At 48.3% G+C, this 22,870-nt stretch carries 23 protein-coding genes; 5 read left to right on the top strand and 18 right to left on the bottom strand.

Going from position 1 to position 22,870, the window contains the following annotated elements:
- Positions 1-64: 64 nt before the first annotated feature.
- The 17 genes from ABD980_RS08380 to ABD980_RS08460 form a co-directional block, all read right to left on the bottom strand.
- Positions 65-1,198 (bottom strand): ABC transporter substrate-binding protein, encoded by a 1,134-nt coding sequence (locus tag ABD980_RS08380; RefSeq protein WP_260650969.1) that lies wholly within the window; start codon positions 1,196-1,198, stop codon positions 65-67.
- Between the two features lie 36 nt (positions 1,199-1,234).
- Positions 1,235-1,984 carry an ABC transporter ATP-binding protein gene (locus ABD980_RS08385; protein ID WP_260650968.1) on the bottom strand — a complete coding sequence of 250 codons (750 nt, stop codon included), beginning with the start codon at positions 1,982-1,984 and terminating at the stop codon, positions 1,235-1,237.
- Positions 1,981-3,762 (bottom strand): branched-chain amino acid ABC transporter ATP-binding protein/permease, encoded by a 1,782-nt coding sequence (locus ABD980_RS08390; RefSeq protein WP_345370952.1) that lies wholly within the window; start codon positions 3,760-3,762, stop codon positions 1,981-1,983. Before ABD980_RS08390 ends, ABD980_RS08385 begins: the two co-directional genes overlap by 4 nt.
- The gene (locus tag ABD980_RS08395) at positions 3,762-4,799 is read right to left on the bottom strand and encodes a branched-chain amino acid ABC transporter permease (RefSeq protein ID WP_345370954.1); all 1,038 of its coding nucleotides are present in this window, start codon (positions 4,797-4,799) and stop codon (positions 3,762-3,764) included. Before ABD980_RS08395 ends, ABD980_RS08390 begins: the two co-directional genes overlap by 1 nt.
- A 293-nt stretch (positions 4,800-5,092) precedes the next feature.
- Positions 5,093-6,091: a CDP-6-deoxy-delta-3,4-glucoseen reductase gene (locus ABD980_RS08400; protein ID WP_345370956.1), complete on the bottom strand. Its 999-nt coding sequence runs from the start codon at positions 6,089-6,091 to the stop codon at positions 5,093-5,095.
- A 93-nt stretch (positions 6,092-6,184) separates the two neighbouring features.
- A complete protein-coding gene (gene dmpG, locus ABD980_RS08405; protein WP_260650962.1) occupies positions 6,185-7,207 on the bottom strand; it encodes a 4-hydroxy-2-oxovalerate aldolase in 1,023 nt (340 codons plus the stop codon).
- A gap of 11 nt (positions 7,208-7,218) precedes the next feature.
- Positions 7,219-8,163 carry an acetaldehyde dehydrogenase (acetylating) gene (locus tag ABD980_RS08410; protein WP_260650961.1) on the bottom strand — a complete coding sequence of 315 codons (945 nt, stop codon included), beginning with the start codon at positions 8,161-8,163 and terminating at the stop codon, positions 7,219-7,221.
- Between the two features lie 2 nt (positions 8,164-8,165).
- Complete coding sequence (locus ABD980_RS08415; RefSeq protein ID WP_300648471.1) at positions 8,166-10,019, bottom strand: feruloyl-CoA synthase; 1,854 nt, start codon at positions 10,017-10,019, stop codon at positions 8,166-8,168.
- A 119-nt stretch (positions 10,020-10,138) separates the two neighbouring features.
- A complete protein-coding gene (locus tag ABD980_RS08420; protein WP_260650959.1) occupies positions 10,139-10,924 on the bottom strand; it encodes a 2-keto-4-pentenoate hydratase in 786 nt (261 codons plus the stop codon).
- 14 nt (positions 10,925-10,938) lie between these two features.
- On the bottom strand, positions 10,939-11,919 hold the full coding sequence (locus ABD980_RS08425; protein ID WP_345370961.1) for an NAD(P)H-dependent flavin oxidoreductase: 981 nt from the start codon (positions 11,917-11,919) through the stop codon (positions 10,939-10,941).
- Positions 11,920-11,942: 23 nt separating this feature from the next.
- The gene (gene hcaB, locus ABD980_RS08430) at positions 11,943-12,737 is read right to left on the bottom strand and encodes a 3-(cis-5,6-dihydroxycyclohexa-1,3-dien-1-yl)propanoate dehydrogenase (protein WP_260650956.1); all 795 of its coding nucleotides are present in this window, start codon (positions 12,735-12,737) and stop codon (positions 11,943-11,945) included.
- Between the two features lie 10 nt (positions 12,738-12,747).
- Positions 12,748-13,272, bottom strand: a complete 525-nt coding sequence (locus tag ABD980_RS08435; RefSeq protein ID WP_345370963.1) for a 3-phenylpropionate/cinnamic acid dioxygenase subunit beta — start codon at positions 13,270-13,272, stop codon at positions 12,748-12,750.
- A gap of 12 nt (positions 13,273-13,284) precedes the next feature.
- Positions 13,285-14,631, bottom strand: a complete 1,347-nt coding sequence (locus tag ABD980_RS08440) for an aromatic ring-hydroxylating oxygenase subunit alpha (protein ID WP_300648466.1) — start codon at positions 14,629-14,631, stop codon at positions 13,285-13,287.
- 41 nt (positions 14,632-14,672) lie between these two features.
- Positions 14,673-15,026: a non-heme iron oxygenase ferredoxin subunit gene (locus ABD980_RS08445; RefSeq protein WP_260650953.1), complete on the bottom strand. Its 354-nt coding sequence runs from the start codon at positions 15,024-15,026 to the stop codon at positions 14,673-14,675.
- Complete coding sequence (locus tag ABD980_RS08450; protein ID WP_260650952.1) at positions 15,026-15,874, bottom strand: DODA-type extradiol aromatic ring-opening family dioxygenase; 849 nt, start codon at positions 15,872-15,874, stop codon at positions 15,026-15,028. Before ABD980_RS08450 ends, ABD980_RS08445 begins: the two co-directional genes overlap by 1 nt.
- The gene (locus ABD980_RS08455) at positions 15,874-16,176 is read right to left on the bottom strand and encodes a hypothetical protein (protein ID WP_260650951.1); all 303 of its coding nucleotides are present in this window, start codon (positions 16,174-16,176) and stop codon (positions 15,874-15,876) included. Before ABD980_RS08455 ends, ABD980_RS08450 begins: the two co-directional genes overlap by 1 nt.
- 7 nt (positions 16,177-16,183) lie before the next feature.
- Positions 16,184-16,999 (bottom strand): alpha/beta fold hydrolase, encoded by an 816-nt coding sequence (locus tag ABD980_RS08460; protein WP_260650950.1) that lies wholly within the window; start codon positions 16,997-16,999, stop codon positions 16,184-16,186.
- A 271-nt stretch (positions 17,000-17,270) separates the two neighbouring features.
- On the opposite strand from ABD980_RS08460, the gene ABD980_RS08465 reads away from it, so the two are divergent.
- Positions 17,271-17,843, top strand: a complete 573-nt coding sequence (locus ABD980_RS08465; protein WP_260650948.1) for a TetR/AcrR family transcriptional regulator — start codon at positions 17,271-17,273, stop codon at positions 17,841-17,843.
- On the opposite strand, the gene ABD980_RS08470 is transcribed toward ABD980_RS08465, so the two are convergent.
- A complete protein-coding gene (locus ABD980_RS08470) occupies positions 17,840-18,760 on the bottom strand; it encodes a LysR family transcriptional regulator (protein ID WP_300648461.1) in 921 nt (306 codons plus the stop codon). The genes ABD980_RS08465 and ABD980_RS08470 overlap by 4 nt on opposite strands.
- Positions 18,761-18,878: 118 nt before the next feature.
- On the opposite strand from ABD980_RS08470, the gene fmdA reads away from it, so the two are divergent.
- The 4 genes from fmdA to ABD980_RS08490 all read left to right on the top strand — a co-directional run bounded on the left by fmdA (position 18,879) and on the right by ABD980_RS08490 (position 22,806).
- Positions 18,879-20,078, top strand: a complete 1,200-nt coding sequence (gene fmdA, locus ABD980_RS08475; protein ID WP_345370968.1) for a formamidase — start codon at positions 18,879-18,881, stop codon at positions 20,076-20,078.
- 53 nt (positions 20,079-20,131) lie between these two features.
- Positions 20,132-20,425 carry an FmdB family zinc ribbon protein gene (locus ABD980_RS08480; RefSeq protein ID WP_345370970.1) on the top strand — a complete coding sequence of 98 codons (294 nt, stop codon included), beginning with the start codon at positions 20,132-20,134 and terminating at the stop codon, positions 20,423-20,425.
- A gap of 61 nt (positions 20,426-20,486) precedes the next feature.
- Complete coding sequence (locus ABD980_RS08485; protein ID WP_300648455.1) at positions 20,487-21,161, top strand: HAD family hydrolase; 675 nt, start codon at positions 20,487-20,489, stop codon at positions 21,159-21,161.
- Between the two features lie 100 nt (positions 21,162-21,261).
- Entirely contained in the window at positions 21,262-22,806 is a 1,545-nt protein-coding gene (locus ABD980_RS08490; protein WP_300648453.1) for a hypothetical protein, read from the top strand.
- The last annotated feature ends 64 nt before the right edge of the window (positions 22,807-22,870 follow it).

Raw genomic sequence — 22,870 nt, forward strand, 5'->3', positions numbered from 1 at the left:
TCTGTGGATGTGTTTTTTTATCAAGTAGCAAAAGCACCATCATGGTGCTTTTGCAAATACTTCATTATTCTTCGATCAAGACCCAGTCTTTGTTTTGCACTTCGACCAAGGCGCGTGCGCGCTCGTCATGACCAAAGTGATCGGTAGGAGATAGATTGAATACCCCATGCGTACCGACGACCTCTTTCACATTTTCTAAAGCATCACGTAATGCCACACGGAAATCTTCCGTACCAGGTTTAGCGGTCTCCAAGGCAACTGGTACTGCTGCTTTTAATAACTGCCCAGCATCGTATAAATAAGCCCCAAACGGAGAAAGCGCCTCATCACCAAAAGCTGCACTGTAGGCTTTGGCATATTCTTCTGCTACCGCCTTAGATGGATGACTATCGGGGAGCTTATCCCAAATTACCACCGGCCCAATGGGGAGAATCGCGCCGTTTAATGCTTGATCACCAATACGTAAAAAGGCCTGATTCGCTACCCCATGCGTATGATAGATCAAGCCTTTAAAGCCCATGCGGCGTAACTCGGTATGCGGTAAGGCCGCTGGTGTACCGGTCGCCCCGACTAGTACGGCATCGGGTTTGCTGCTAATGACCTTCAAAACCTGCCCGCCAACGGAAGCATCAGTACGACTAAAACGCTCATCGCTGGTTAAGCTAATGCCAGCCTCTTCACCGAGCTCTGTTAACGCTTTTTTCCAGTCATCACCCCACACATCCGCAAAACCAATATAACCCAGCTTTTTGACACCATTTTTCTTCATGTGTTCAATCAATGCCCCCGCCATCAAGCTATTGGTTTGAGGCACCGTAAACACCCAGTGAAACGCATCGCCGGTAGCAGCAAAAGGCGCCAGGGCGATCTGCGGGGTTTTGGACTCTACGGCAATCGGAGCCACTGCTGCAGAGGGCGGTACAGCGGTTGAGCCAATAATGACATCCACCTTGTTTTCATTCACAAATTTACGTGCATTACGTGCGGCTGCTGTCGTATCGGTCGCATCATCCAAGACGATATAATTGACCTTTTCCCCCCCAATTTCCTTGGGAAGTAATTGCACGGTATTACGCTCAGGGATACCCAGCGATGCCGCGGGACCCGTGGTGGAAATCGTAATACCTACATTAATATCTGCCAGCGCCACACTGCTAAATAGCAAGCCACAGGCTAAAAAAGCCACTGTTTTTTTCATAAAAGTCTCCTAACTCATAACCAGTTTTAAATGAATTTATTGCGCTTTTTCTGCGCTGGGTTTGCGCCCCAAATAGGATTCAATGACCTTAGGGTTTTCTGCCAATTCAGCGGCCACCCCCTCTAACACCACATCTCCCGTTTCAATCACATAACCATAATCCGAGGCACGCAAAGCGGCACGCGCGTTTTGCTCTACTAACAAAATAGAGACCCCTTGGCGACGCAAATCACCAATGATGCGAAAAATCTCTTCAATGATTAAGGGGGCTAAGCCTAAACTGGGCTCATCGAGCATTAATAATTTGGGCTTTGCCATCAATGCTCTACCCATCGCTAACATCTGACGCTCTCCACCCGATAGGGTGCCCGCTTGCTGTTTAGCACGCTCGCGCAGACGTGGAAACAAATCATAAATGGCCTCGCGAGCCTGACGAAAATCTTTATCCCCACGGCGGTAGCGACTAAAAGCGCCAAGCTGTAAGTTATCTTCGACGCTCATTTGGCTAAAAAGCTCTCGGCTTTCCGGTACCAAACATAATCCCTTACCAACTCGATACGCCACACTCTGATGATTGGCTAATGGTTCACCCGCATAAATAATGGAGCCCGTCGCAGGGAGCTGTCCCATGATGGCACTCAGTAAAGTGGTTTTTCCAGCGCCATTAGGACCGATCACACTGACGATTTCCCCTTCGTGGATCCGTAAATTCACATTACGTACGGCCTCCACCTTGCCATAGGCGATATCTAGATTCTTGACCTCAAGTAACAGCGGTTTTGTCATGCTACATCCCCACCTAAATAAGCGGCTAGTACTTTGGGGTTTTCTTGGATTTCTTCGGGTAAGCCTTCAGCGAGCTTTTGCCCAAACTCCATCACCACTACGTAATCGGCTAAACCCATTAAAAAGTCCATATCATGCTCAACCATCAATACCGCCATGCCTTCGGCACGTAAACGCATCAATAATTCTGCTAAAGCCTCTTTTTCCAGATGACGCAAGCCTGCCGCCGGTTCATCCAAAAGTAATAAGTAGGGGTCAGCGCATAAAGCACGCGCAATTTCCACAATACGCTGCTGCCCTAAAGCAAGGCTGCCCGCAGCATCATGCATATGTTTAGCCAGTCCCACGCGCTCAATCTGGCGTGCGGCCTCAGCCAAAATAGACGCTTCTTCAGCACGCTCCAGATGTAGGCCGGAGCGGATATAACCAGCTAGCCCCCGTCGATGCGCCCCGAGCGCCACGTTTTCTAAAACCGACATGGTGGGGATTAAGCGCACATGCTGAAAACTGCGGCTAACACCTAGCGCCGCAATTTTGCGCGAAGACAAACCATCAATTCTTTGCCCACGAAACTCAATTTTGCCGCTAGTCAAAGGCAACAAGCCCGTTAATAAATTAAATAGCGTGGATTTACCTGCGCCATTTGGTCCAATTAACGCCGTAATCTGCCCCGTTTTAATGGTTAGGCTCATATTATTATTAGCAACCAACCCCCCAAATTTTTTGGTTACGCCCTCGGCTACCAATAACGGCTCACCCGCTGGCAGTGGTGCTTTTTGAGGTAAAGGGGCGGCTGTTTTTAGCGCGGTAAGATTACGCGCTCGCGGACGTAAAAAAGGAACACGGCTTACCACCACGGGCCACACCCCTTGGCGCGCATACAGCAAACACAAAATAATTAACCCACCAAAAAAGATGGCTTCGTAATTCCCATTTTGTCCAAATAACATAGGCAAGATGCCTTGAAGCCATTCTTTTAAGCCCGTCACCATTGCCGCCCCTAACACGGCACCGCCTAATGTGCTCGCCCCACCTAGTAAAATCATAAATAGGTACTCAATACCCATGTTGATCGAAAAAGGGCTAGGATTCACAAAACGCTGCATGTGGGCATAGAGCCAACCTGAGACCGCTGCTAATAAAGCCGCATAAATAAAAATTAACAATTTTGAGCGCGCAGTACTCACTCCCATGGCCTCTGCCATGACAGATCCCCCAAACAAAGCACGAATCGCTCGTCCTTCGCGACTATCAAGCAAATTACTCAATAGCCACATCACTGCGCCCACAATCACCCAGATCAACACACCAAAGTCTTGACTGGAACTCACAGTCCAGCCAAACAGCGTGATCGCTGGCAAATGACTGATTCCACTAAAGCCCCCTAAATTGGGTAAGTTTCCAAAGAGGTAATACAGACTAATCCCCCATGCCAAAGTACCAATAGGCAAGTAATGCCCCGATAGGCGTAAAGTGAGCAAACCTAAAAGCGTGGCAATCAGCCCTGTAATCACCAAACCAGCCATCAAGCCTAGCCAAGGCGATAGCCCCATCTGGGTTGTCAGCACTGCCGTAGCGTAAGCACCAATACCGACAAAGGCAGCTTGCCCAAAAGAGGTCAGCCCCCCTACACCGGTCAACAGCACCATGCCTAGCGCAACAATGCTATACAAACCTACGTAATTTAATAAAGACAAATAATATTCTGGCAGCACGCGCGGTGCGATCAAAGCACCCATTACCACCAAAATCAAAGGCATAACAACACGACGATGCATTAGTGTTCCTCATCCAGTGGATTGGTGGTTAAAGACAGCCAGAGTAAAAATGGCAAAACCAGCGTGAACACAATGACCTCTTTGTACTGCGAAGCAAAAAAGGTCGCATAGCTTTCAATTAAACCCACCATAAAAGCCCCTAGTGCCGCTAAAGGATAGCTGCTTAAGCCCCCCATAATGGCAGCCACAAAACCTTTTAAACTAATCAAAAAGCCAGAGTCGTAATACAGGGTGGTAATCGGTCCGATCAATAACCCCGAACAGGCGCCAATTAACGAAGATAAGAAAAACGCCGTGCTACCTGCCATGGTGGTTGGCACCCCCACCAGTTGTGCGCCTTCACTATTAAAAGCCGTTGCGCGCAAGGCTTTGCCATACATGGTGTGACCAAAAAACAAATACAACGCGCCAATAAGCGCAATCGCCACCAACAAGACCAATAGGCTTTGGGCACTAATCATGGCTTCACCCAACATAAAGCTAGCATTAGTAAAAGGCTGCGTGCGATACCCTTCGGCCCCAAACATCCACAAACCAATACCCACCAAAGAGATATGCAAAGCGACTGATAAGATCAATAAAACCAGCACAGAAGACTGCGCTACTGGCTGATAAATCAAGCGGTAAAGGATCGGTCCTAATGGGGCGACCACGGCCAGTGTTAACAAGACCTTCCATCCATCACCAAGGCTGTTGAGATCTATAGCGCTTAGCGTCAGCCATAACACGGCAGGCACAGTAAAATGCATCGCTAATACAAAAGGAATACGCCCCAGTGCGCGGTGCTTAGCCAGCACCCAGATATCTTTTATACAAACTGCCACCGCACCAACGGTGAGCAACCACAAGGTCGCAGGTAAGCTTCCCGCTTGAAAAGACGCCATTGTCAGCGCACTAAATGCCACAAAATCCCCTTGGCTCACCAAGATGACACGTGTGACCGCAAAGACTAGTACCAAAGCCAACGCTACTAACGCATAAATGGCTCCAGTGGTTAATCCATCCTGCGTTAAAAATGTCAGGATCGAAAGATTCAAAACCGCCTCCTAAAAACAATTTTTGCTACTATTTTTTTCCATTTCCCCTGATTTTTAGCCAGTAAAAACAGAAGAAAAAATACACATACGCATGTGTATCCAAATACTGCATGGAGCGCGGTTACATGTCAAACTTTAGGCATTAAGTATTACCCCTATATACCGTGTCTTTTTACCGTGTTATTCATCATGTAAAATACGCTTACTCATTGATATATAAAGGATTTTTTAGGCATAAAAAAACGGGCCTAGTTATTTACCCTAGGCCCGTGTTTTTTTAAGTTTTTTAGCGTTTAAACGAAGGCATCAGCAAAGAAGTTTTCTTCGTCTAAACCACGCTGTTCGGTGAAATCCTTGCGTGCGCTGTCGACCATAAGCGGGTTGCCACAGGCATAGACCTCGTAACCAGATAGATCACTAAAATCACTAAGAACCTGATGGTGCACATAGCCGGTCGCCCCGTCCCAAATATCGCCATCCGCCACCTCGGATAATACAGGGGTGTATGTTAACCAGTCGTGATTTTTAGCAAAATCCACCACCCATTGATGCATATATAAATCTTTGAGCTGGCGCCCCCCCCAATACATGCTCACGGGACGCGTATTATTTTGTGCAGCAAGCTGTTCAAGTAGCGCTTTAATCGGCGCAAACCCCGTGCCGCTCGCCACAAATACCATCGGTTTATCCGTATCACGCAGATAGAATGTGCCAAATGGACCCTCTAAGCGCAATAAGGTTTTTTCCTTTAAGTCATCGTACACAAATCGGCTAAAAGTACCACCGGTATTACGGATATGCCATTCTAACTGGTTACTTTCTCCGGGTACCGTGGCCATAGAATAACTACGACGACTACCATCTTTAAGAATGACCTCGGCGTATTGACCGGGGAAATAATTAAAAGGCATGGTGGGTGGCAAATTCAAACGCACAATAGCAACGTCGTCACTAATCCGATCAATACTCCCGACCCGAGCTGCGGTTTTCTGAATCGAGATCCCTTTTAGCTCAGTGACCTCTGGTGCATGAATCTGTAAATCAGAACATGCTTTGGCACGACAAAACAAAGCAAAACCTTCATCACGCTCTGCTTGCGTCAATACCTCTAAATCACTATCTGCATGGTCCACCTGACCCGCTAAAACCTTACCTTTACATGTGCCACACGTGCCTTCCCTACAACTGTGGCGTAGCATCATGCCTTCAGCTAAAGCAGCCTCAAGTAATGTTTGATCTTCAGCAACCTCAAAAACCTGCCCTGAAGGTTGCACATCGACTTTGTACGACATCCGTTTTTACCTTTTCAATGCGCTTGGTTTGCGTAAATGGTATATAAAATAAGCCGCCCCACCTAAAGGTGGGAACGGCTTAGTACCGGCTCATTAAGCCTGCTGTTGTTTCAGTAGGTCTAGTGCTACGTCAACAATCATGTCTTCCTGACCTCCCACCATGCGGCGGCGACCAAGCTCGACCAAAATATCCACGGTTTTTAGACCGTAACGCTCAGCAGCGACTTCGGCATGACGTAAGAAACTAGAATATACACCGGCATAACCTAATGCTAACGTCTCACGGTCAACACGAACGGGACGATCTTGCATGGGGCGTACGATATCATCGGCCGCATCCATCAAGGTGTACAAATCCGTACCATGATTCCAACCCATGCGCTCTGCGGCAGCAATAAAGACTTCTAGCGGAGCGTTACCCGCCCCTGCACCCATACCGGCTAAACTGGCATCCACGCGATCGCAGCCTTCTTCTACTGCAACGATGGAGTTCGCTACGCCCAGCGATAAGTTGTGGTGAGCGTGAATCCCCGTTTCGGTTTCTGGTTGCAATACTGCTTTCACAGCACGGAAACGATCACGCACATCATTCATGTTCATCGCACCGCCCGAGTCCACAATATAAATACATGTGGCACCATAGCTTTCCATTTTCTTGGCTTCTTGTGCTAGGTTTTCTGGTGTGGTGAGGTGGCTCATCATCAAGAAACCTACCGTATCCATGCCCAGCTCGCGCGCAAAAGCAATGTGTTGAGCCGAAATATCGGCTTCAGTACAGTGAGTAGCTACACGTACCACACGAGCGCCTGCGTTATACGCGTCTTTTAGATCATCAATGGTACCAATACCTGGTAGTAGCAATGTGGCAACTTTAGCGTGCTGAACCTCATCAGCTACCGCTTCAATCCACTCTAAGTCTGTGTGTGCGCCAAAGCCATAGTTAAAGCTAGAGCCTTGTACCCCATCACCGTGCGCCACTTCGATACTATCGACTTTAGCTTGATCTAGGGCACGCGCAATACGACGCACGTCTTCAACGCTGTATTGATGACGTACAGCATGGCTACCGTCACGTAAGGTGACATCTGAAATATAAAGTTTTTTCCCTGTGTTCATACTGTTACCCATCACACGTTAAGAATGGATTGTGCCATGCGCTCGGCGGTGGCCAAGGCGGCGGACGTCATAATATCCAAGTTACCGGCATAAGCGGGTAGATAGTGCGCCGCCCCCTCTACCTCGAGGAATACCGAGGTTTTTAAACCACTGAACTGACCTAAACCTGGAATGGTTAAAGGCTGATCGGCGGGAATGCGCTCAAACTGTACTTTTTGTTTGAGACGATAACCAGGCACATACGCTTGAACAGCTGCCACGGTAGCTTCAATGCTTTTTTCTACCGCCGCCTCATCCGCGTCCTCGGACAAAACATATACTGTGTCACGCATAATGACCGGAGGCTCGGCGGGGTTCAAAATAATGATCGCTTTACCTTTGGTCGCGCCACCAATTACCTCAATCGCCTTTGAGGTGGTTTCGGTAAATTCATCAATATTGGCACGCGTACCAGGCCCAGCAGACTTACTTGCAATGGAGGCTACAATTTCCGCGTAGTGAACTTTTGCAACATTGGAAACGGCCGCCACAATAGGAATTGTTGCTTGGCCGCCACAGGTCACCATGTTCACATTAAGCTGATCAATGTGCTCCTCAAGGTTTGCCACCGGCACACAATAGGGGCCAATGGCTGCAGGGGTTAGGTCCACCATGCGAATGTTGGGCTTTAGCTCACGCAAAAACTTATCGTTTTTAATATGGGCACTGGCCGCTGTTGCATCAAAAACGATATCGATGTCTTTAAAAACATCCATTTTGGCAAGCCCTTCTACGCCCTCATGCGTAGTCGCCACGCCCATGCGCTGCGCACGCGCCAAGCCGTCGGAATTGGGGTCAATACCCACCATCGCTCCCATTTCCACGTGCTTGCCGTTGCGTAGCACTTTAATCATCAAATCGGTACCAATATTCCCGGACCCGATGATGGCAACCTTGAGTTTTTTACTGGCACTCATTCCTATTCTCCAGTTTCTTCCGTAATTAAAATTACCGCGGGATCAAGAGGCTCAGCGAACAGTCGCTTCACATCGTCCGCGCGATAACTGATGGCCATGCGCTGGTTGATATAACCTTTATCTGTGATCTCTCCGATCTCGATATTCGGCGCAGAATTTAGCAGTAAAAGACGGCGTGCATGACGTGACGATGCCTTATTTTCGGCATAATGGCGCTTCATCCCTTTTAACAATGCTTGGCGCACCGCTGGGACTTGAGCCAGCTCATCGGCGTGCATGGTTTCCCCTTCTGGTCCAGCTAGCTCACGCAAAGCAGGGGTTGGGAATGCCAATACTCCGATTTCACTTCGATCGTGCCCACAGATCACACAGTCAGAAACATAGGGAGCCAAAGCACTCACTAGCGCAGGACGCAACGTCCCTACTGACACCCACGTACCTGTGGTCAGTTTAAAGTCTTCTGTGACACGACCATTAAACACAATGCCTTTTTCTGGATGCGCTTCGTCTAACAAATACCCAGCATCACCAATCATATAGAAGCCATCGCTATCAAAAGAGCGAGCGGCTAGCTCTGGATCATTCAGGTATTCGGTAAAGACCGAAGGCCCTTTCACACGCATCTCCAGCTTATCGCCAGAAGGGATAAACTTGATCTCAATCCCAGGAACTGGCAAACCTAAATTACCTGGTTTATCAATACGGAAATGCACGTTCGTTAGTACAGGCGTGGTTTCTGTCGCTCCCCACTCCGAAGTGAAGAACAACGGCGTATCACGCACAGTACTAGCGACTTTATGGATGCGATCCCATGTATTTTGAGGAAGCGCCGCAGCGGCATAGAACAAGGCATCTAAATCAGCAAATAATGCCTCGGCTAACTCTGGGTCTTTCTCGATATAAGGTAACAACACATCATAGCCACGAGGCACATTAAAGAACATCGTGGGGCGTACATACTTAATATTTTCAATGGTACGCTCAATACGACCCGGCATAGGTAAGCCGTCGTCAATATAAAACGAGCCGCCATTACGCAACACCATATTAAAGTTATGGTTTGCGCCAAAAGTATGACTCCAAGGCAACCAGTCTAATACTCTAAGTTTTCGATTATCGAGGAAACGCCAGCACTGCGCAATCATCTGCTGATTTGAGCAAAGCATCTTGTGCGTATTGACGACCACCTTTGGTTCACCTGTTGAACCCGAGGTCAACAAATAACGAGCATGGCTCTCACCGGTTAGGGCATAAAACGCCTCCATCACTGCCGGTGTTTCTTTGCTGTTATAGAGTTGATCGATGTGAATAGAACCAGGGATGGCTTCTGGATCCTGTCCGACAATAATCGGACAGGACGGTTTAACACTTAGTAGCGATGGCGCATAGTCTTCACCATGGCTCACAAAAATCGCACCAGGATTAAAAGACTTTAAAATCGCCGTCAGCTTCGTGTAGTCTTTACGACCTTTAGAGTAAGCGACCGACACCGTTCCAATCGGAACCCCCACATGCATAGCTGCCAGTGTCAGCATGGCATGATTTAGGTCATTACTCGAAAGAACGACAAGTGGTTGCGCAGAGCTTAAGCCCATATCTAATAGCCCCTGCCCCAAGCGCCCCACAATGTCGCGTACTTGAGCATAGGTTAATTCACGCCAACCATCACCATCTCGCTCAGCAAAATAAATGGCATCTGGGGTCTCTTTAGCCCACTTTTCTAGCCATTCACCTACGCAACGCGCATAGGGCCCTAGCGGCTCGGGCGAACGTAAGATAAACCCACCGTTATCTAAATGTTCTACTTCTACACGCGCCGGAGCGAGTTGGCTCTCATCATCGAAAAAACTTTGCACTTCGGGTCTCCTGTTAGTAAATGCACTCGCACCTACTATCTGTTTTCAATCTCTATCGGTGAGCCAACCCCCATAGCCAGACAATGCTGGCTATAGAAAGGGCGACAACCAAAAATAACTTAGATAAATTGACAGCTCACCTCGCCTAAGCGAGTTAAGCGTAGCTGTAAATGATCACCAGCTTGTACAGGCACCATGGGACCCAAGGCACCCGACAACAGCACATCACCGGCTTGCAACGGACGACCGACTTCGACCATCGTACGCGCTAGCCATAAACACGCATCTAACGGGTTGCCTAGACAGGCCGCACCCACACCCATTGCCGCGGTTTGGCGGTTTTTGTTTAACACCATACCTTCGAGGCTTAAATCTAATTGATGTAAACGAGTGGGGTTTTTACCCAAAACATACGATGCCGCCGATGCATTATCGGCTACCGTATCCGAAATAGTGATCTTCCAGTCTTCGATCGCAGAGTCCACGATTTCTAGCGCAGGCACCACATATTCCACAGCACGGATCAGCTCTGCCATCGTGACATCTGCATGGGTAATGTCTTTACCCAATACAAAAGCGATTTCCCCTTCGGCTTTAGGAGCAATCAGTTTGGTGCTATCAATTTCAGCTCCATCTAAATACTCCATGTCCGCAAACAGCATGCCAAAATCGGGCTGATCCACCCCAAGCTGCTGTTGCACGGCCACCGACGTCAAACCGATTTTTCGTCCTACTAGACGCGCCCCTGCATCCAAAGCGCGCTGTGTATTGATTTCTTGGATCGCGTAGGCATCTTCAATAGAAGTAATACCAAAACGCTCAGAAATGGGGCAACAAGGGCGAGCTAAACGGCGGGATTCAGCAATAACACTTGCGGCGGCTTCAATGTTTGATTGATTGGTCATAAATTTCTCCAGACTTAAAATGTACGGGCTAAGCTGCTTCGATATTCGGCTTCTAGCTCATCGACCAGCTCGGCCGCAGTATAAAGCGATTTGATCTGCCCTACACCATGCCCGGCAGACCAAATGTGCTTCCAGGCCTTCGTATCGGCCGCCATATTGCCAGAAAAATCAATTTCCGCTGCCTTCGCTACCGAAGGGTCAACTCCAGCTTTCTCTAAAGAAGGAACAAGCCAGTTTGCCATCACGCCACTGACCGATTTACTCGCCACCACGTCTTCCATTTTTGATTCGAGCAACATTTGACGATAACCGTCGGATACCATGCTCTCTTTAGCAGGTATTAAACGTGTCCCAATCAAAACAAAGTCATAGCCTAAAACACGAGCCGCATGAATATCTTTACCATTAGACACCCCACCGGCTAAGCCAACCGGGCCGTCCCAAAATTCGCGCACTTCAGCTAAAAAAGAAAAGGGGTTGTACTTACCTGTATGACCACCGGCTCCTGCACAGACCAAAATCAAACCATCTACGCCAGCATCCGCCGCTTTACGCGCCATCGTAGGCGTAATCACATCTGCCATCACCAAACCACCGTACTCATGCACAGTAGATAACACGCGCTTAGGCGAACCTAAAGCTGTCGTCACAATTGCTGGTTTATAGCGTTTGACAAGCTCCACTTCAGCATCAAAGCGATCATAAGTAGAGTGAACAATCATGTTCAGCAACCAAGGATAGCTTTTGCCTTGGTTTTTTTCAGGACCTAGCTCCGCAGAGATATGCGCTAGCCATTGATCTAGTTGCTCTACCGTACGCGCATTCGGAGCTGGAATACTACCTATAATGCCAGCTTTAGAGCTAGCAATCGTTAGCTCGGGGCTTGAAACTAAGAACATCGGTGCCGCCACAGCAGGTAAGCGCTGTGATTGTAGAAGCTTCAATAATTGGGCTTGCAATTCGGCACGACTTAGGGTGTTTAGATTCACACTCATTCAGACTCCTGATGGGATTAAGACTAACCAGCGGCTTTACGGATCTCCCAGCCCCCATCACTATGAATAATGTGAGCGGTTGTTAGACCCGAGTTTTGTTTAGAAGCTAATAATACATAATGCCCTGTGTGATCCTCGGGGTTAGCAATTCGTTTTAAAGGCACAGCCTCGGCGGCAGCCTGTTCAAACCCAGGGATTTCATTTAAAGGAACACTACGTTTATTTAAGCCCTCTAGGCTTTTCATTGGTGTGCTGGTTGCACCGGGAGACACCCCATTCACACGAATATCAGGAGCTAGCTCATAGGCCAGTTGGCGAATCATCCCCACCAATGCATGCTTGGCTGTAACATATAAAATGCCACCCCCACCAGCATAAAATGCACTATTAGATAAGGTAAAAATCATTGAGCCTTTGCTCTGTCGCAAAGGCTCAATCGCACAACGCGCTCCTAACAAATACCCTTGCACGTTAACGGCAAAAAGTTTCTGAAAGGATTCTTCCAGCTTCTCCGGCTCGATTCGATCCAAACGAGTGAAATAATCGAATACGGCTGCATTCGCAACAAAGGTGTCTAGACGTCCAAAAGTCTCCACAGTTGTATCAACAGCACGCTGATTATCTTGATAACGAGTTACGTCACCCTGTATGGTTACGACCGCATCGCCCAGCTCCTCTTGGAGCTGCTGCAATGCGGTGGCATCACGAGCCATAACACCGACTTTGGCGCCTTCAGCCACATAACGACGCACAATAGCGCTACCAATACCACCGGTTCCGCCTGTGACCAAAGCTACCTGTCCGTCTAGCCACCCCATTGCTATTTCCTTATAAGAACGTGTTGATGTTTTTGCATAAAAGCGTTGCGTTCGGGATCAAAATCTTACGGCGCAAGATCTTGAGCTCACCCTCCACACGACGCAATACGTCTTCTCGGCGTGCCGCAATTTCAAAATGCTCATTCAAACCACGGCTGCGTACGCTGAAAATGCAAGAATGCACCACGAACTCGTCTTCGTTTTCGCCAGCAAAAACCTCTACATTAGAAACAATGTGTACGTTTCGGGTAGGTGGGTTTTCTGCCCAAGCGGTAGCTTGCTTAAAACGCTCAACACGACGGGTCAAATCACGTAAGTGGTCATCAAAATACGCCATGTGATCCGCTGAGTACTGGCCTAACTTGTCTTCACGACGACGGTTTTCAATACCAGGCATCCAGTAGTGAACCTCTTCGTGCATCAAAGCCAACCAGTCGTCCCACTGCTCTGTATCAAGCAAACGGGCCTCACGGTACAAAAACGCTTTGACTTCGCGCTCGACTTCTAGCGCAACTAATTCATTTTTTACAGTCATGAAACCCTCCGATTACTTGAGCTTACCGTTATTACGATCAGGCACATCCTTCCAGCTTTCGGACTGGAGCATGTCTTTCCAACGCTGGTAGAAAGCACGGGAGTTCGCTTCGTTAATTTGGCCTTTAAATACGTTGCCAGGCAGCTCGGAGTCAGGTAGGTAAGTGTTCATACCCAACCCAACATAAAGGTCTTGGTAGCGGGTAACGACGCCACGGCTCGTTTTGGTGCAGTATTCCCAGTTTTCACCGTCATCCATTTCAAACACGCCAGTAGGTGAGAACGTCATCATGGCACCACGACGCCAGAGCTCTTTAATACGCTCAGGCGCATTTTTGTTTACGACTACCCATGTATAAAGCTCGATCTTATTGGGACCACGAGGCTGCCACACACGAACCGTGTTCTGACCTGGTAGGAAAGAGAAGTTAGGGAAAATCGTGCAAGACGAAATCGCACCTGTTAGCTGCGCGCGGAACTCGCCTAAACGCTCAGCCACTTTGGGGCGTAACTCGTGCAAGTATTTATTGATTTCACGCTCACCTAAAACGGCCGCGTTACCAATCCCATCGGTAGCAAACTCATAACCATGACCGTTCCAGTTCACAGCATAAGATTCAGGTAGCTCACCTACGTTAACCACAGGGCCGCCGAGCATAGCACGTGCCGCTGAGTCGTGTGTCCAACCACCATGTAGAATATCGCCCACAAAGTTTTCTGCAGCGACTTTCCAGTTACACTCGTAGGTAGAACGGATACATCCACCTAAGAACTCTGTGCCCCCCTCGTCCATATCAAATATCACATCGAGATACCATGTGATTGGACCTAGGTACTCCTCTAAAGAGGGTGCCTCGGGGTCAAAGGTAGCAAAAACCAAACCTTTGTATGAGTCCACTTGTGCAACTTCACGTAAACCGTGCTTAGACTTATCAAAGCCAGACTCTTCATAGGCTTTGGATTCGTGCATACCGCGTAATGCCCCATCAGGACCAAAAGCCCAACCGTGATAGTTACAAACAAAACCACGCGCATTACCGGCCTCGGCAAAACAAACCTTGTTACCACGGTGAGGACAGGCGTTAATCAACACCTTGATGGACATGTCCTTTTGACGCACGACGATCACCTCGTCCTCGCCCATCGTGGTGGTGAGGTAATCACCGGGTTTAGGTAGTTGCGACTCATGGGCCACAAATAACCAACAACGAGCAAAAATTTTCTCTAGTTCTTGCTCATAAATTTCCTGGTCCCAAAAAATCTTACCAGACAAGCGACCTTCTTCCATATTGCAAAGGTTGTCTAAACCTTGCATAACAGGAGTGGTCTCAATGGGTTTTAAGTTGATAACCTTGCTCATAATTCCTCGATAGCAAATCAGATGGAACGACCGATTACGGTTTAAATGGGGCTGCTGTCATCGCTGGCAGCTTCTTCTGCCTCTGCGCTTAGGTCCGCATAAACCTCATCACCTTCTAACTCAACGCGATACGTACGCAAATCGCGCTCACAAGGGAATGTCACTGCCTTGCCACTTGGGATATGGAACTGCCCCCAATGCACAGGACATGTGATGAGGTCATCATCAATATCCCCTTCGGCCAAAGAGGCCGTTGCATGCGTGCAAAGGTCTGCTGTTGCATAAAACGTACCCTCAAGGTTGTATACACAAATATCACCAACCTCTTCGTTGGGTACACGCTTCATTTCGCCGGGAGCTAACTCATCGGCTTTGCATAAAAAAACTTTAGACATTATTTATCTCCGGCGATGAGCTCAAGGAAACCTAGACCGGTAACCCACTCTGGTACAGGTTCATACACAATGACTTCGCCTTTAGGATTAGGAACTGCGGCCATTGCCACAGCAAAAGTACGGATCTCCATGGCACCGTTACCGCCACGACGCAAAATTTCTTCGTTAGAGTAAGAGCAAAGCGCCTTGAGATCGCCATTGACACCATGCTGCAGGATTTCTTTATCGAAGTCCTCGCCCACTTGACCCATTTCTACGGTGCCCACCCAGTGACTAATACCACCGCTACCAATGATGACAACACGCTCGTCCTCATCAAAGGATTCCACCGCTGCACGAATTTGTTCCCCTAAATCCACACAGCGCTCAAAAGAGATAAATGGATCCACACCACAGGCTAGATAAACAGGAATAGAAGGCAAAGTACGACCTAAGGCTTTTTCGGCAGGTTGCACCACAAACTGATGGGGAATCGCAAAACTATGGTCCATCGTAAAGCTACGACCTACGGCCCAGTCAATACGCTGCTTTTCGCCTTCGTTCACAATGTGATTGGCCAAAGCCTCGTGATTTTTAACCACCCCGCGCTCTAGCATAGGTAAGCGCTCGATAGGACCATCCACATCACCCGTGCCAATTAAGTAGCGTGGCAAACAATGTGTTCCAAAAAGAATGTAGTGGTCACAGCCCACAATAATGACCGATGTGGGGTTCAAGTCCGCTAAACGACGCGCACACTCCTCATAGGCGCCCCATACAGCGTCTTGTTGTTCTTTTGGTGGTGCGTCTGGCGACACCAACATTACGGGGTCATGCGGCATCCAAAATCCGCCAACGATCTTACCCATTAGTTGCTTCCTTTTAGAGCGGCAGAAAAACCAGCCGTTTGTTCATCCGTAGCACCCAGTTTTTCTTTGTACAAACGCATGCTGCGGTTAGGTGCCATTTCTTGCCAAAAACCCATGGTTAACATCGCATTGACGCCTAGCTCTTGCATGGCTTTGACATCAAAATTCAACACCATAGCTTTTTCCTCGTCGGTTAAATCAAAACGAGACAAAAAACCCTCGGGGTCTTCACGGAAGCGTTCTTTGGCAGGACGCTCAACCGATAACTGCCACAAAACGCGCTCTAATACGTTACGACTCATAGCCGCCTCACTCAGATAGGAAATCGCGAACTAAGGCCACAAAACGACGTGGCTGCTCGCTCTGCACCCAGTGTCCACAACGACCAAACAAGTGCAAGTCTGCATTGGGAACCGAATTAGCAATCAATAAACCACACTGGGGAGGAACCACCGCGTCTTCACGACCGTGTACCACAAGCGTAGGAGCGGTGATTTTTTCTAACGCGCTGGCAGGGAAACCACGAACAATGGTTGGGCCTTCCTCGTTAGGTTTGGGCAAAAGTTTACGTAGTGCATCCTGAGCGCCCTCACGTGCGCTGGCTTTGTAGCGAGCCTCGACCAACGCATCAGTAATCAGACTCTTGTCGTAAGGGAAGAGCTCCATGAGCGCACGCATATTTTCCATGGAGGGCTCATAAACCCAAGCGCCACGTAGGCCGGGAGTTTGTTCAAATTCGCCTGCGGGAGTACCTAGCAATACCAGTTTATCTACACGCTCAGGCGCGAAAATAGCTAAGCCAATCGCAACAGCGCCACCAAAAGAGTTACCAATAAAGGAGGCCTTTTCGATGTCCAGCGCATCCATGATGCCAATCAAATGGTTAACCCATAGCTTGATGTCGTATTTTGTACCTTCTTTGAACTCGGTAAAGCCAAAACCAGCGATATCAGGCACGATGACACGCCATTTATCAGAAAACTCGGGCATGGTTTTTGCCCAGTTCGTCCAGCCAGATACACCTGGGCCAGAACCGTGTAGTAAGAACAGGGGAGCACCCTCGCCTGCTTCGTGATAATTGGTTTGATGGCCTGCTGCAAGTAGAGTCTTTCCTACGCCTTCCATTTGACCTCCGATATTTTTAAGATACAGATACGTATGTGTATTTTAAGGACTCAGGTTTACACCTAAAACTATGGTTAATACCTATATATAACGAACTTCAATTACCTATATTACACAAGAAAAACAAAACATGCACTACTGTATGTTCAACAAATGAACAGGGTTTATACGTACAATAGTGTCATTTTTAGCAGAAATTGAATATGATTAAACACCAAACCAAATCCTGTTTGGTCTTGATAAATCAATAACGAAAGAATTAACTCTGACTATGTCGACTCGCCCTACCCTTACCCGGGAAGACTGGATCCAAGCCGCTCAGCGCATGCTTATCAAAGGCGGCATTGATACCGTACGTATTGATAACCTTGCCAAAGAGCTCAATATTACCCGCGGCAGCTTCTATTATCATTTCAAAAGCCGCGAGGATCTTCTACAAAGTCTGTTGATCAATTGGCGCGCTCGCGCTACAGAAAACATCATTCAACAGCTAGGTAGCTCGCCGTATTCCCCCAGCGAGCGTCTCCAACAGCTTTTAAGCTTACCTTTTCGCGGAAATGCCGCTCGCGAAGCCGCCGCATTTGAGATTGGTATTCGGGGATGGGCCAGACGCGACCCACTCGCTAGACAAGCCATGGACGAAGTCGATAGCCATCGCTTGCGCTATATAGAAAGCGTACTCAAACAGATGGGATACAAAGACCAACAGGCTCATGACACAGCCTCGCTGATCTATGCATATCAACTAAGTATTTCCATTGTGCTGCCCAACCTGCCGACCGCTGAACGTTTTGAGCAACATCAGCGCATTATTCAGCAATGGCTCAATGTTCCTACTGACTAATCCAATACTATAGCGCCGTCTGCGTCAGCAGCTTGCTGACGCATAAAAGCTTTTAACGTTGCCCTAAAAGCGTGAGCATGCGGTGAATCACTATCACTACGCCAACTACAAACTACTGGTATAGGCTCAACCTCGACCAAGCAGGGCAAAGCACACAACTCTTTTTTCTGAATCGCCCCTGTGAACCATAAACGCGGCACAAAAGCCGTGCCTGCTTTGTGACGTACAAACTGTTCTATTGCATCTCTGCCAACAAGCTGGTGCACAATACCGTTCTGTATTTTTTCTTTTTTAAGCAACGAGCGTAAAACAAGATCCAGGGGTGACTGTGGCTGTGTGGTAATCAACGCCCCCTGTCGCACCACTTCATCCAAGCTAATAGCTAAGGGTAATTGTGCAGGCGGCAAAGCCACCCACGCCATGGGCAACCGTGCCACGACCATGTTGCGCAACCCTCGCTGCCGCTCCAAGGCCGCAAAACTCACTATCATATCCACAGCTCCAGCCTGTAGCTGCTGATGCAGAAAAGCCGTACTGCCTAAAGAGACTTGTATCTGGGTTAAAGGGTGCAAGCTTGCCAAAAAAGGCAAAAATGTCGGCAACCAAACTGTAGCTAGCTCTTGTTTTATCCCTATTTTTAGCGTTTCTGCTCCTAACGGTTTTTGCTCAGCAACAACTTGCCTTAGCTCTGATTCGGTAGCTAACAGCTGCTTGGCATACATCAGTAGCATTTGACCCGCTGGAGTTAAGCGGCTGTCTCGAGCTGTACGTTCAAATAAGGTTTGCCCTAAGTCCGCCTCTAGGGTTGCTATGCGCCCAGATATCGCTGCCTGAGTTAAACCCAGCTCAGTAGCGGCCGCTCTAAAGCTTCCTAAACGAGCGATCACCAAAAAAGTATCTAAAAATCGTAAATTCATTACCTTATCCTAGGGCTTTTCCCCAGAGCTTTTTTGCTTTGATTCGAGCTAACATCAATTGGCCGAATGGCGCACACAACATATCCACACAATATAAGCTGAAAAAAGGAGACAATCCATGCAGCATCTCCGTATCCAACCTGGGAAACCGTTAGCCGAACAAGCAGAAATCGGTCATAACCGCTGGCACCCCGATATCCCCGAACTCACCAGCGTTAAGCCCGGAGAGGAAATCATACTGGAATGTTTAGACTTTCTGGATGCTCAAATTAAAGATAACGATAGCGCCAATGATGTCCGAGACGTGGACCTAACGCGCGCGCACCCTCTTACCGGCCCTGTTCACGTCGAGGGTGCTGAGCCTGGCGATATTCTCGTCGTTGACCTACTAGATATTAACTATGTCACCCCCATTGGCTTTTCTGGTGTTTTTGCCAAAGAAAACGGGGGGTCTTTTCTCGTTGATCACTTTCCTGAAGCCGATAAGGCAATCTGGGATCTCAGAGGAAAATTCGCTACCTCTCGCCATATCCCCGGCGTACGCATTGGTGCTATGCTTCACCCAGGCCTAATCGGTACCCTACCTTCACACGAGCTGCTCCAAGAGTGGAATCGACGCGAAGACGTACTCGTAAAAAAAGGGCAAGCCAACCCCCCTCATAAAGACACCGCTGTTTTACGCGGGGTATCTGGGGCTGAGTTTGACCGTATGGCAAGCGAAGCAGCACGTACCGTACCTCCACGTGAGCACGGTGGCAACCTCGATATCAAAAACCTCACTGTCGGCACCCGCATTTATTTTCCTGTGTATGTCAAAGGCGCAGGGCTATCTTTAGGGGACCTGCATTTTTCCCAAGGCGATGGGGAAATTTCCTTCTGTGGAGCCATTGAAATGGATGGCGCTGCCCATTTAGGCTTTGACCTCATTAAGGGCGGCATGGCCAAATACGGCATCACCTCTCCCATTTACGTTCCTGGTCGCCACGATGTGCGTTACGACGAATGGCTCACCTTCACTGGCATCAGTGTTGAAAACGAGGTGAACCACTACCTCGACGCGACAGTTGCTTATCGCCAAGCTTGTTTAGCCGCTATTGACTACATCACACGGGTGACGGACCTAAACGCGAGCCAAGCCTATATGCTTCTTACCGCCGCTCCCGTCGAAGGGCGTTACGGCGGTGTAGTAGATGTCCCCAACGCTTCGGCCTCCTTAGCATTACCTACTGGTATTTTCGACACCGACATCTTGCCTCAAGGGGCCCTTAACGACGCGGCACATTTTGGTCGCCCCGGGGTTCGCTGCACATTAAGCTAATGATCACGCATGCCTAGGTCTAGCATCTAGGCACCTTCAACGAGAATATCTTTATGCCTATTTACGATTACACCTGCTCCTCTTGTCACGCTGTAACCACACGCTTTTTACCCATAGCCAAACGACATAGCCCAGGCCCCTGTGCGCACTGCGATAACGACGCCCTACAAATTCAAATCAGTGCCCCTCGTAGCCTTTATATTAAAGGCAGTCCTCAGCGCGCACTCACGCCACAGCAACAGCTCGCCGGTGTTAATGTCGAAGGTCCTGGCACCCAAAAAGGCATTCGCAGCTCGGTGTTGCATAACTGCAAAGGCCCCAGCTGTTCCGTTTGTGCTGCCGCGTAATTTTTTTTACGTTTAAATCACGTATCATAAAAGCACCTACCGTTTTTATTGGTGCTCGTCTATGTCATTTCAGGCCATTATCTTTGACTGCGATGGGGTGCTCGTCGACAGCGAGCCCATTCGTTTAAATCTATTACGTAAAATGCTAGCAGATCTGGGGTGGACGCTCAGCTACGCAGAATGCCAACATCTATTTTTAGGTAAATCCACCCAAGAAGAAATCGACTACATTCAACAACACTTAGGGCAAAAGCTAGATGCAGAATGGATAATGGCTTATACCTTGCGCCGTAATCAAGCGCTACGCCAGCAAGTTATTGCTGTTCCCGGTATTCACTCCTGCTTGCAAATATTAAAAAAGCACTGGCCTGAGCACCTCGCTTGTGCTTCAGCAGCAGAAAAATCAAAAATTCTGCTACAACTGGATAAGGTTGGGTTAAGTTGCTATTTTCAAGGAAAAATCTTTAGCGGGGTCGATACCCCTCGTAATAAACCTTACCCCGATGTGTACCTACGCGCTGCCGAGGTTATGCATACGCCCGCTACCGCGTGCGCCATCATTGAAGATAGTGTGACAGGCATTACGGCTGGTGTGGCCGCCGGAGCCACGGTCTTTGCTTACTGCCCGTCATCAGAAAACCCACACCCTTTACTCGAAGCCGGAGCACACTATACGTTTAGCCAAATGCAACAATTACCCGACTTATTGCTTAGGTGCACTAGCAAAAATGATTGATTAGCGATTAAAATTCGCACCATTGGTGCAGCGCACCGTATTTTTAATCAGCTCACGCAACCAACCGCGTGGGCTTTTTTACTACTTCTACGGATCAATAATGCGACAGGGCTCTTTTCATTATCCATGGTTTAAACGCGAGGATACCGATGCGTTTTTTGCCTTATTCCAAAACAATATAGCCAACTTCATTGTGATTGCGCTGGCCATGTTAGGCATGGGATTTAGCCAAGACATCGTTTTTGGTAAGGTCCTGCCCGGTGCCGCGATAGCGGTGATGACCGGTAACTTTTACTACGCATATATGGCAAAGCGGCTGGCTACGCGTGAGCAGCGTGCCGATGTCACAGCCCTGTCTTATGGCATTAGCACTCCTGTTATGTTTGTGTTTTTATTTGGTGTATTACTGCCCGCTAAAAACATCACCGGAGATGCAGATCTTGCATGGAAAATCGCCGCTGGAGCCTGCTTTTTAAGTGGTCTAATCGAGGTTCTCGTATCTTTTACTGGCCGCTGGATGCAACGTAACCTACCACGTGCCGCTATGCTAGGGGCTGTTGCTGGTGTAGCCATCACCTTTATTGGTGGTGAGATGCTCTTTAAAACCTTTGAAATGCCTATTTTAGGCTTGGTAGTGCTTGGCATTATTATTGTGGGGATTATTGGTCGGGTCGTCATGCCTTTTCGCTTATCTCCCACATTTTTTGCCATTCTAATCGGTACAATTTTAGCTTATACCCTACGCCAATCCGACCCACAAAACATTCAAAATGGGCTTAGCCACTTAGGTTTTTATCCCCCGCTTTTGACCACTGCCGCTTTTGATGGAATGGGTTTATTATTTACCACCATGGTTGGGGTATTAACGGTGGTATTACCCATTACCTTGTATAACGCCATTGAGACCATGAACAACGTTGAAGCCATGAAAGTCTTAGGCGATGAGTACGACGTACGGGAATGCCAAGCGGTGGATGGCGTTGGGACCATGCTTGGTGCTTTGTTTGGCGGTCTATTTCCCACAACAGTCTATATTGCTTCGGCTAGCTCTAAATGGATGGGTGCAGGGCGCGGATACAGTATTGCAAATGGTGTGGTTTATATTTTAGCGACGACCTGTGGGCTTATTGCGGCAATGGCCGCGATCATCCCTGTCGCTGTAGTTTCCCCTATTTTGGTTTTTGTGGGGATTTCAATGGTAGCGACGGCTTACCAAGCAAACGCCAAACGTTATTACCCAGCAGTAGCTATAGCAATGCTGCCCTACTTTGGTAATTATCTGATGACACGATTCGGCAATAAAGCAGGAGAAGTCGTAGAAGGGATCTCAAGCGGCATTATTCCACTGGGCCAAGGTGCCATGTTTACAGCCATGATGTTTGGGGCAATGACAGTATGTGTGATTGATCACAATTTCCGTCGAGCTGCTGTCTTTAGTTTTATTACTGCCTTTTTAGCCTTTATTGGATTAATACATGCCCCTAGCTTGGGTTGGAACGCAGCCCCAGAATTCAGTTTAGGTTATGTTATTCTCGGCTTATTTTTCTTATACTTTACTTTGGTAAAGCCCACTATTCTGCCCGCACCACCGGCGTTATTTAGCTTACGCAGTGACGACGACCAACCACAAAGCCGTCCTCGCTAACGTGTCATTAAAGGTCGTTTTTTAACGACCTTTTTGTTTTCCTACCTATCTGCCTTATAGTCAT

The sequence above is a fragment of the Paenalcaligenes hermetiae genome (genome assembly GCF_039543645.1).
GTDB classification, from domain to species: Bacteria; Pseudomonadota; Gammaproteobacteria; order Burkholderiales; family Burkholderiaceae_B; genus Paenalcaligenes; species Paenalcaligenes hermetiae.

What these genes read in the sequence shown, in the direction of transcription:
- ABD980_RS08410 (WP_260650961.1), bottom strand. Translation starts at nt 8,163, where the DNA reads ATGAGTGCCAGTAAAAAACTCAAGGTTGCCATCATCGGGTCCGGGAAT.
- ABD980_RS08420 (WP_260650959.1), bottom strand. Translation starts at nt 10,924, where the DNA reads ATGACCAATCAATCAAACATTGAAGCCGCCGCAAGTGTTATTGCTGAA.
- ABD980_RS08455 (WP_260650951.1), bottom strand. Translation starts at nt 16,176, where the DNA reads ATGAGTCGTAACGTATTAGAGCGCGTTTTGTGGCAGTTATCGGTTGAG.
- ABD980_RS08385 (WP_260650968.1), bottom strand. Translation starts at nt 1,984, where the DNA reads ATGACAAAACCGCTGTTACTTGAGGTCAAGAATCTAGATATCGCCTAT.
- ABD980_RS08445 (WP_260650953.1), bottom strand. Translation starts at nt 15,026, where the DNA reads ATGTCTAAAGTTTTTTTATGCAAAGCCGATGAGTTAGCTCCCGGCGAA.
- ABD980_RS08450 (WP_260650952.1), bottom strand. Translation starts at nt 15,874, where the DNA reads ATGGGTAAGATCGTTGGCGGATTTTGGATGCCGCATGACCCCGTAATG.
- ABD980_RS08425 (WP_345370961.1), bottom strand. Translation starts at nt 11,919, where the DNA reads ATGAGTGTGAATCTAAACACCCTAAGTCGTGCCGAATTGCAAGCCCAA.
- ABD980_RS08390 (WP_345370952.1), bottom strand. Translation starts at nt 3,762, where the DNA reads ATGCATCGTCGTGTTGTTATGCCTTTGATTTTGGTGGTAATGGGTGCT.
- ABD980_RS08490 (WP_300648453.1), top strand. Translation starts at nt 21,262, where the DNA reads ATGCGACAGGGCTCTTTTCATTATCCATGGTTTAAACGCGAGGATACC.
- dmpG (WP_260650962.1), bottom strand. Translation starts at nt 7,207, where the DNA reads ATGAACACAGGGAAAAAACTTTATATTTCAGATGTCACCTTACGTGAC.
- ABD980_RS08440 (WP_300648466.1), bottom strand. Translation starts at nt 14,631, where the DNA reads ATGAGCAAGGTTATCAACTTAAAACCCATTGAGACCACTCCTGTTATG.
- fmdA (WP_345370968.1), top strand. Translation starts at nt 18,879, where the DNA reads ATGCAGCATCTCCGTATCCAACCTGGGAAACCGTTAGCCGAACAAGCA.
- ABD980_RS08485 (WP_300648455.1), top strand. Translation starts at nt 20,487, where the DNA reads ATGTCATTTCAGGCCATTATCTTTGACTGCGATGGGGTGCTCGTCGAC.
- ABD980_RS08435 (WP_345370963.1), bottom strand. Translation starts at nt 13,272, where the DNA reads ATGACTGTAAAAAATGAATTAGTTGCGCTAGAAGTCGAGCGCGAAGTC.
- ABD980_RS08470 (WP_300648461.1), bottom strand. Translation starts at nt 18,760, where the DNA reads ATGAATTTACGATTTTTAGATACTTTTTTGGTGATCGCTCGTTTAGGA.
- ABD980_RS08460 (WP_260650950.1), bottom strand. Translation starts at nt 16,999, where the DNA reads ATGGAAGGCGTAGGAAAGACTCTACTTGCAGCAGGCCATCAAACCAAT.
- ABD980_RS08380 (WP_260650969.1), bottom strand. Translation starts at nt 1,198, where the DNA reads ATGAAAAAAACAGTGGCTTTTTTAGCCTGTGGCTTGCTATTTAGCAGT.
- hcaB (WP_260650956.1), bottom strand. Translation starts at nt 12,737, where the DNA reads ATGGGGTGGCTAGACGGACAGGTAGCTTTGGTCACAGGCGGAACCGGT.
- ABD980_RS08480 (WP_345370970.1), top strand. Translation starts at nt 20,132, where the DNA reads ATGCCTATTTACGATTACACCTGCTCCTCTTGTCACGCTGTAACCACA.
- ABD980_RS08400 (WP_345370956.1), bottom strand. Translation starts at nt 6,091, where the DNA reads ATGTCGTACAAAGTCGATGTGCAACCTTCAGGGCAGGTTTTTGAGGTT.
- ABD980_RS08465 (WP_260650948.1), top strand. Translation starts at nt 17,271, where the DNA reads ATGTCGACTCGCCCTACCCTTACCCGGGAAGACTGGATCCAAGCCGCT.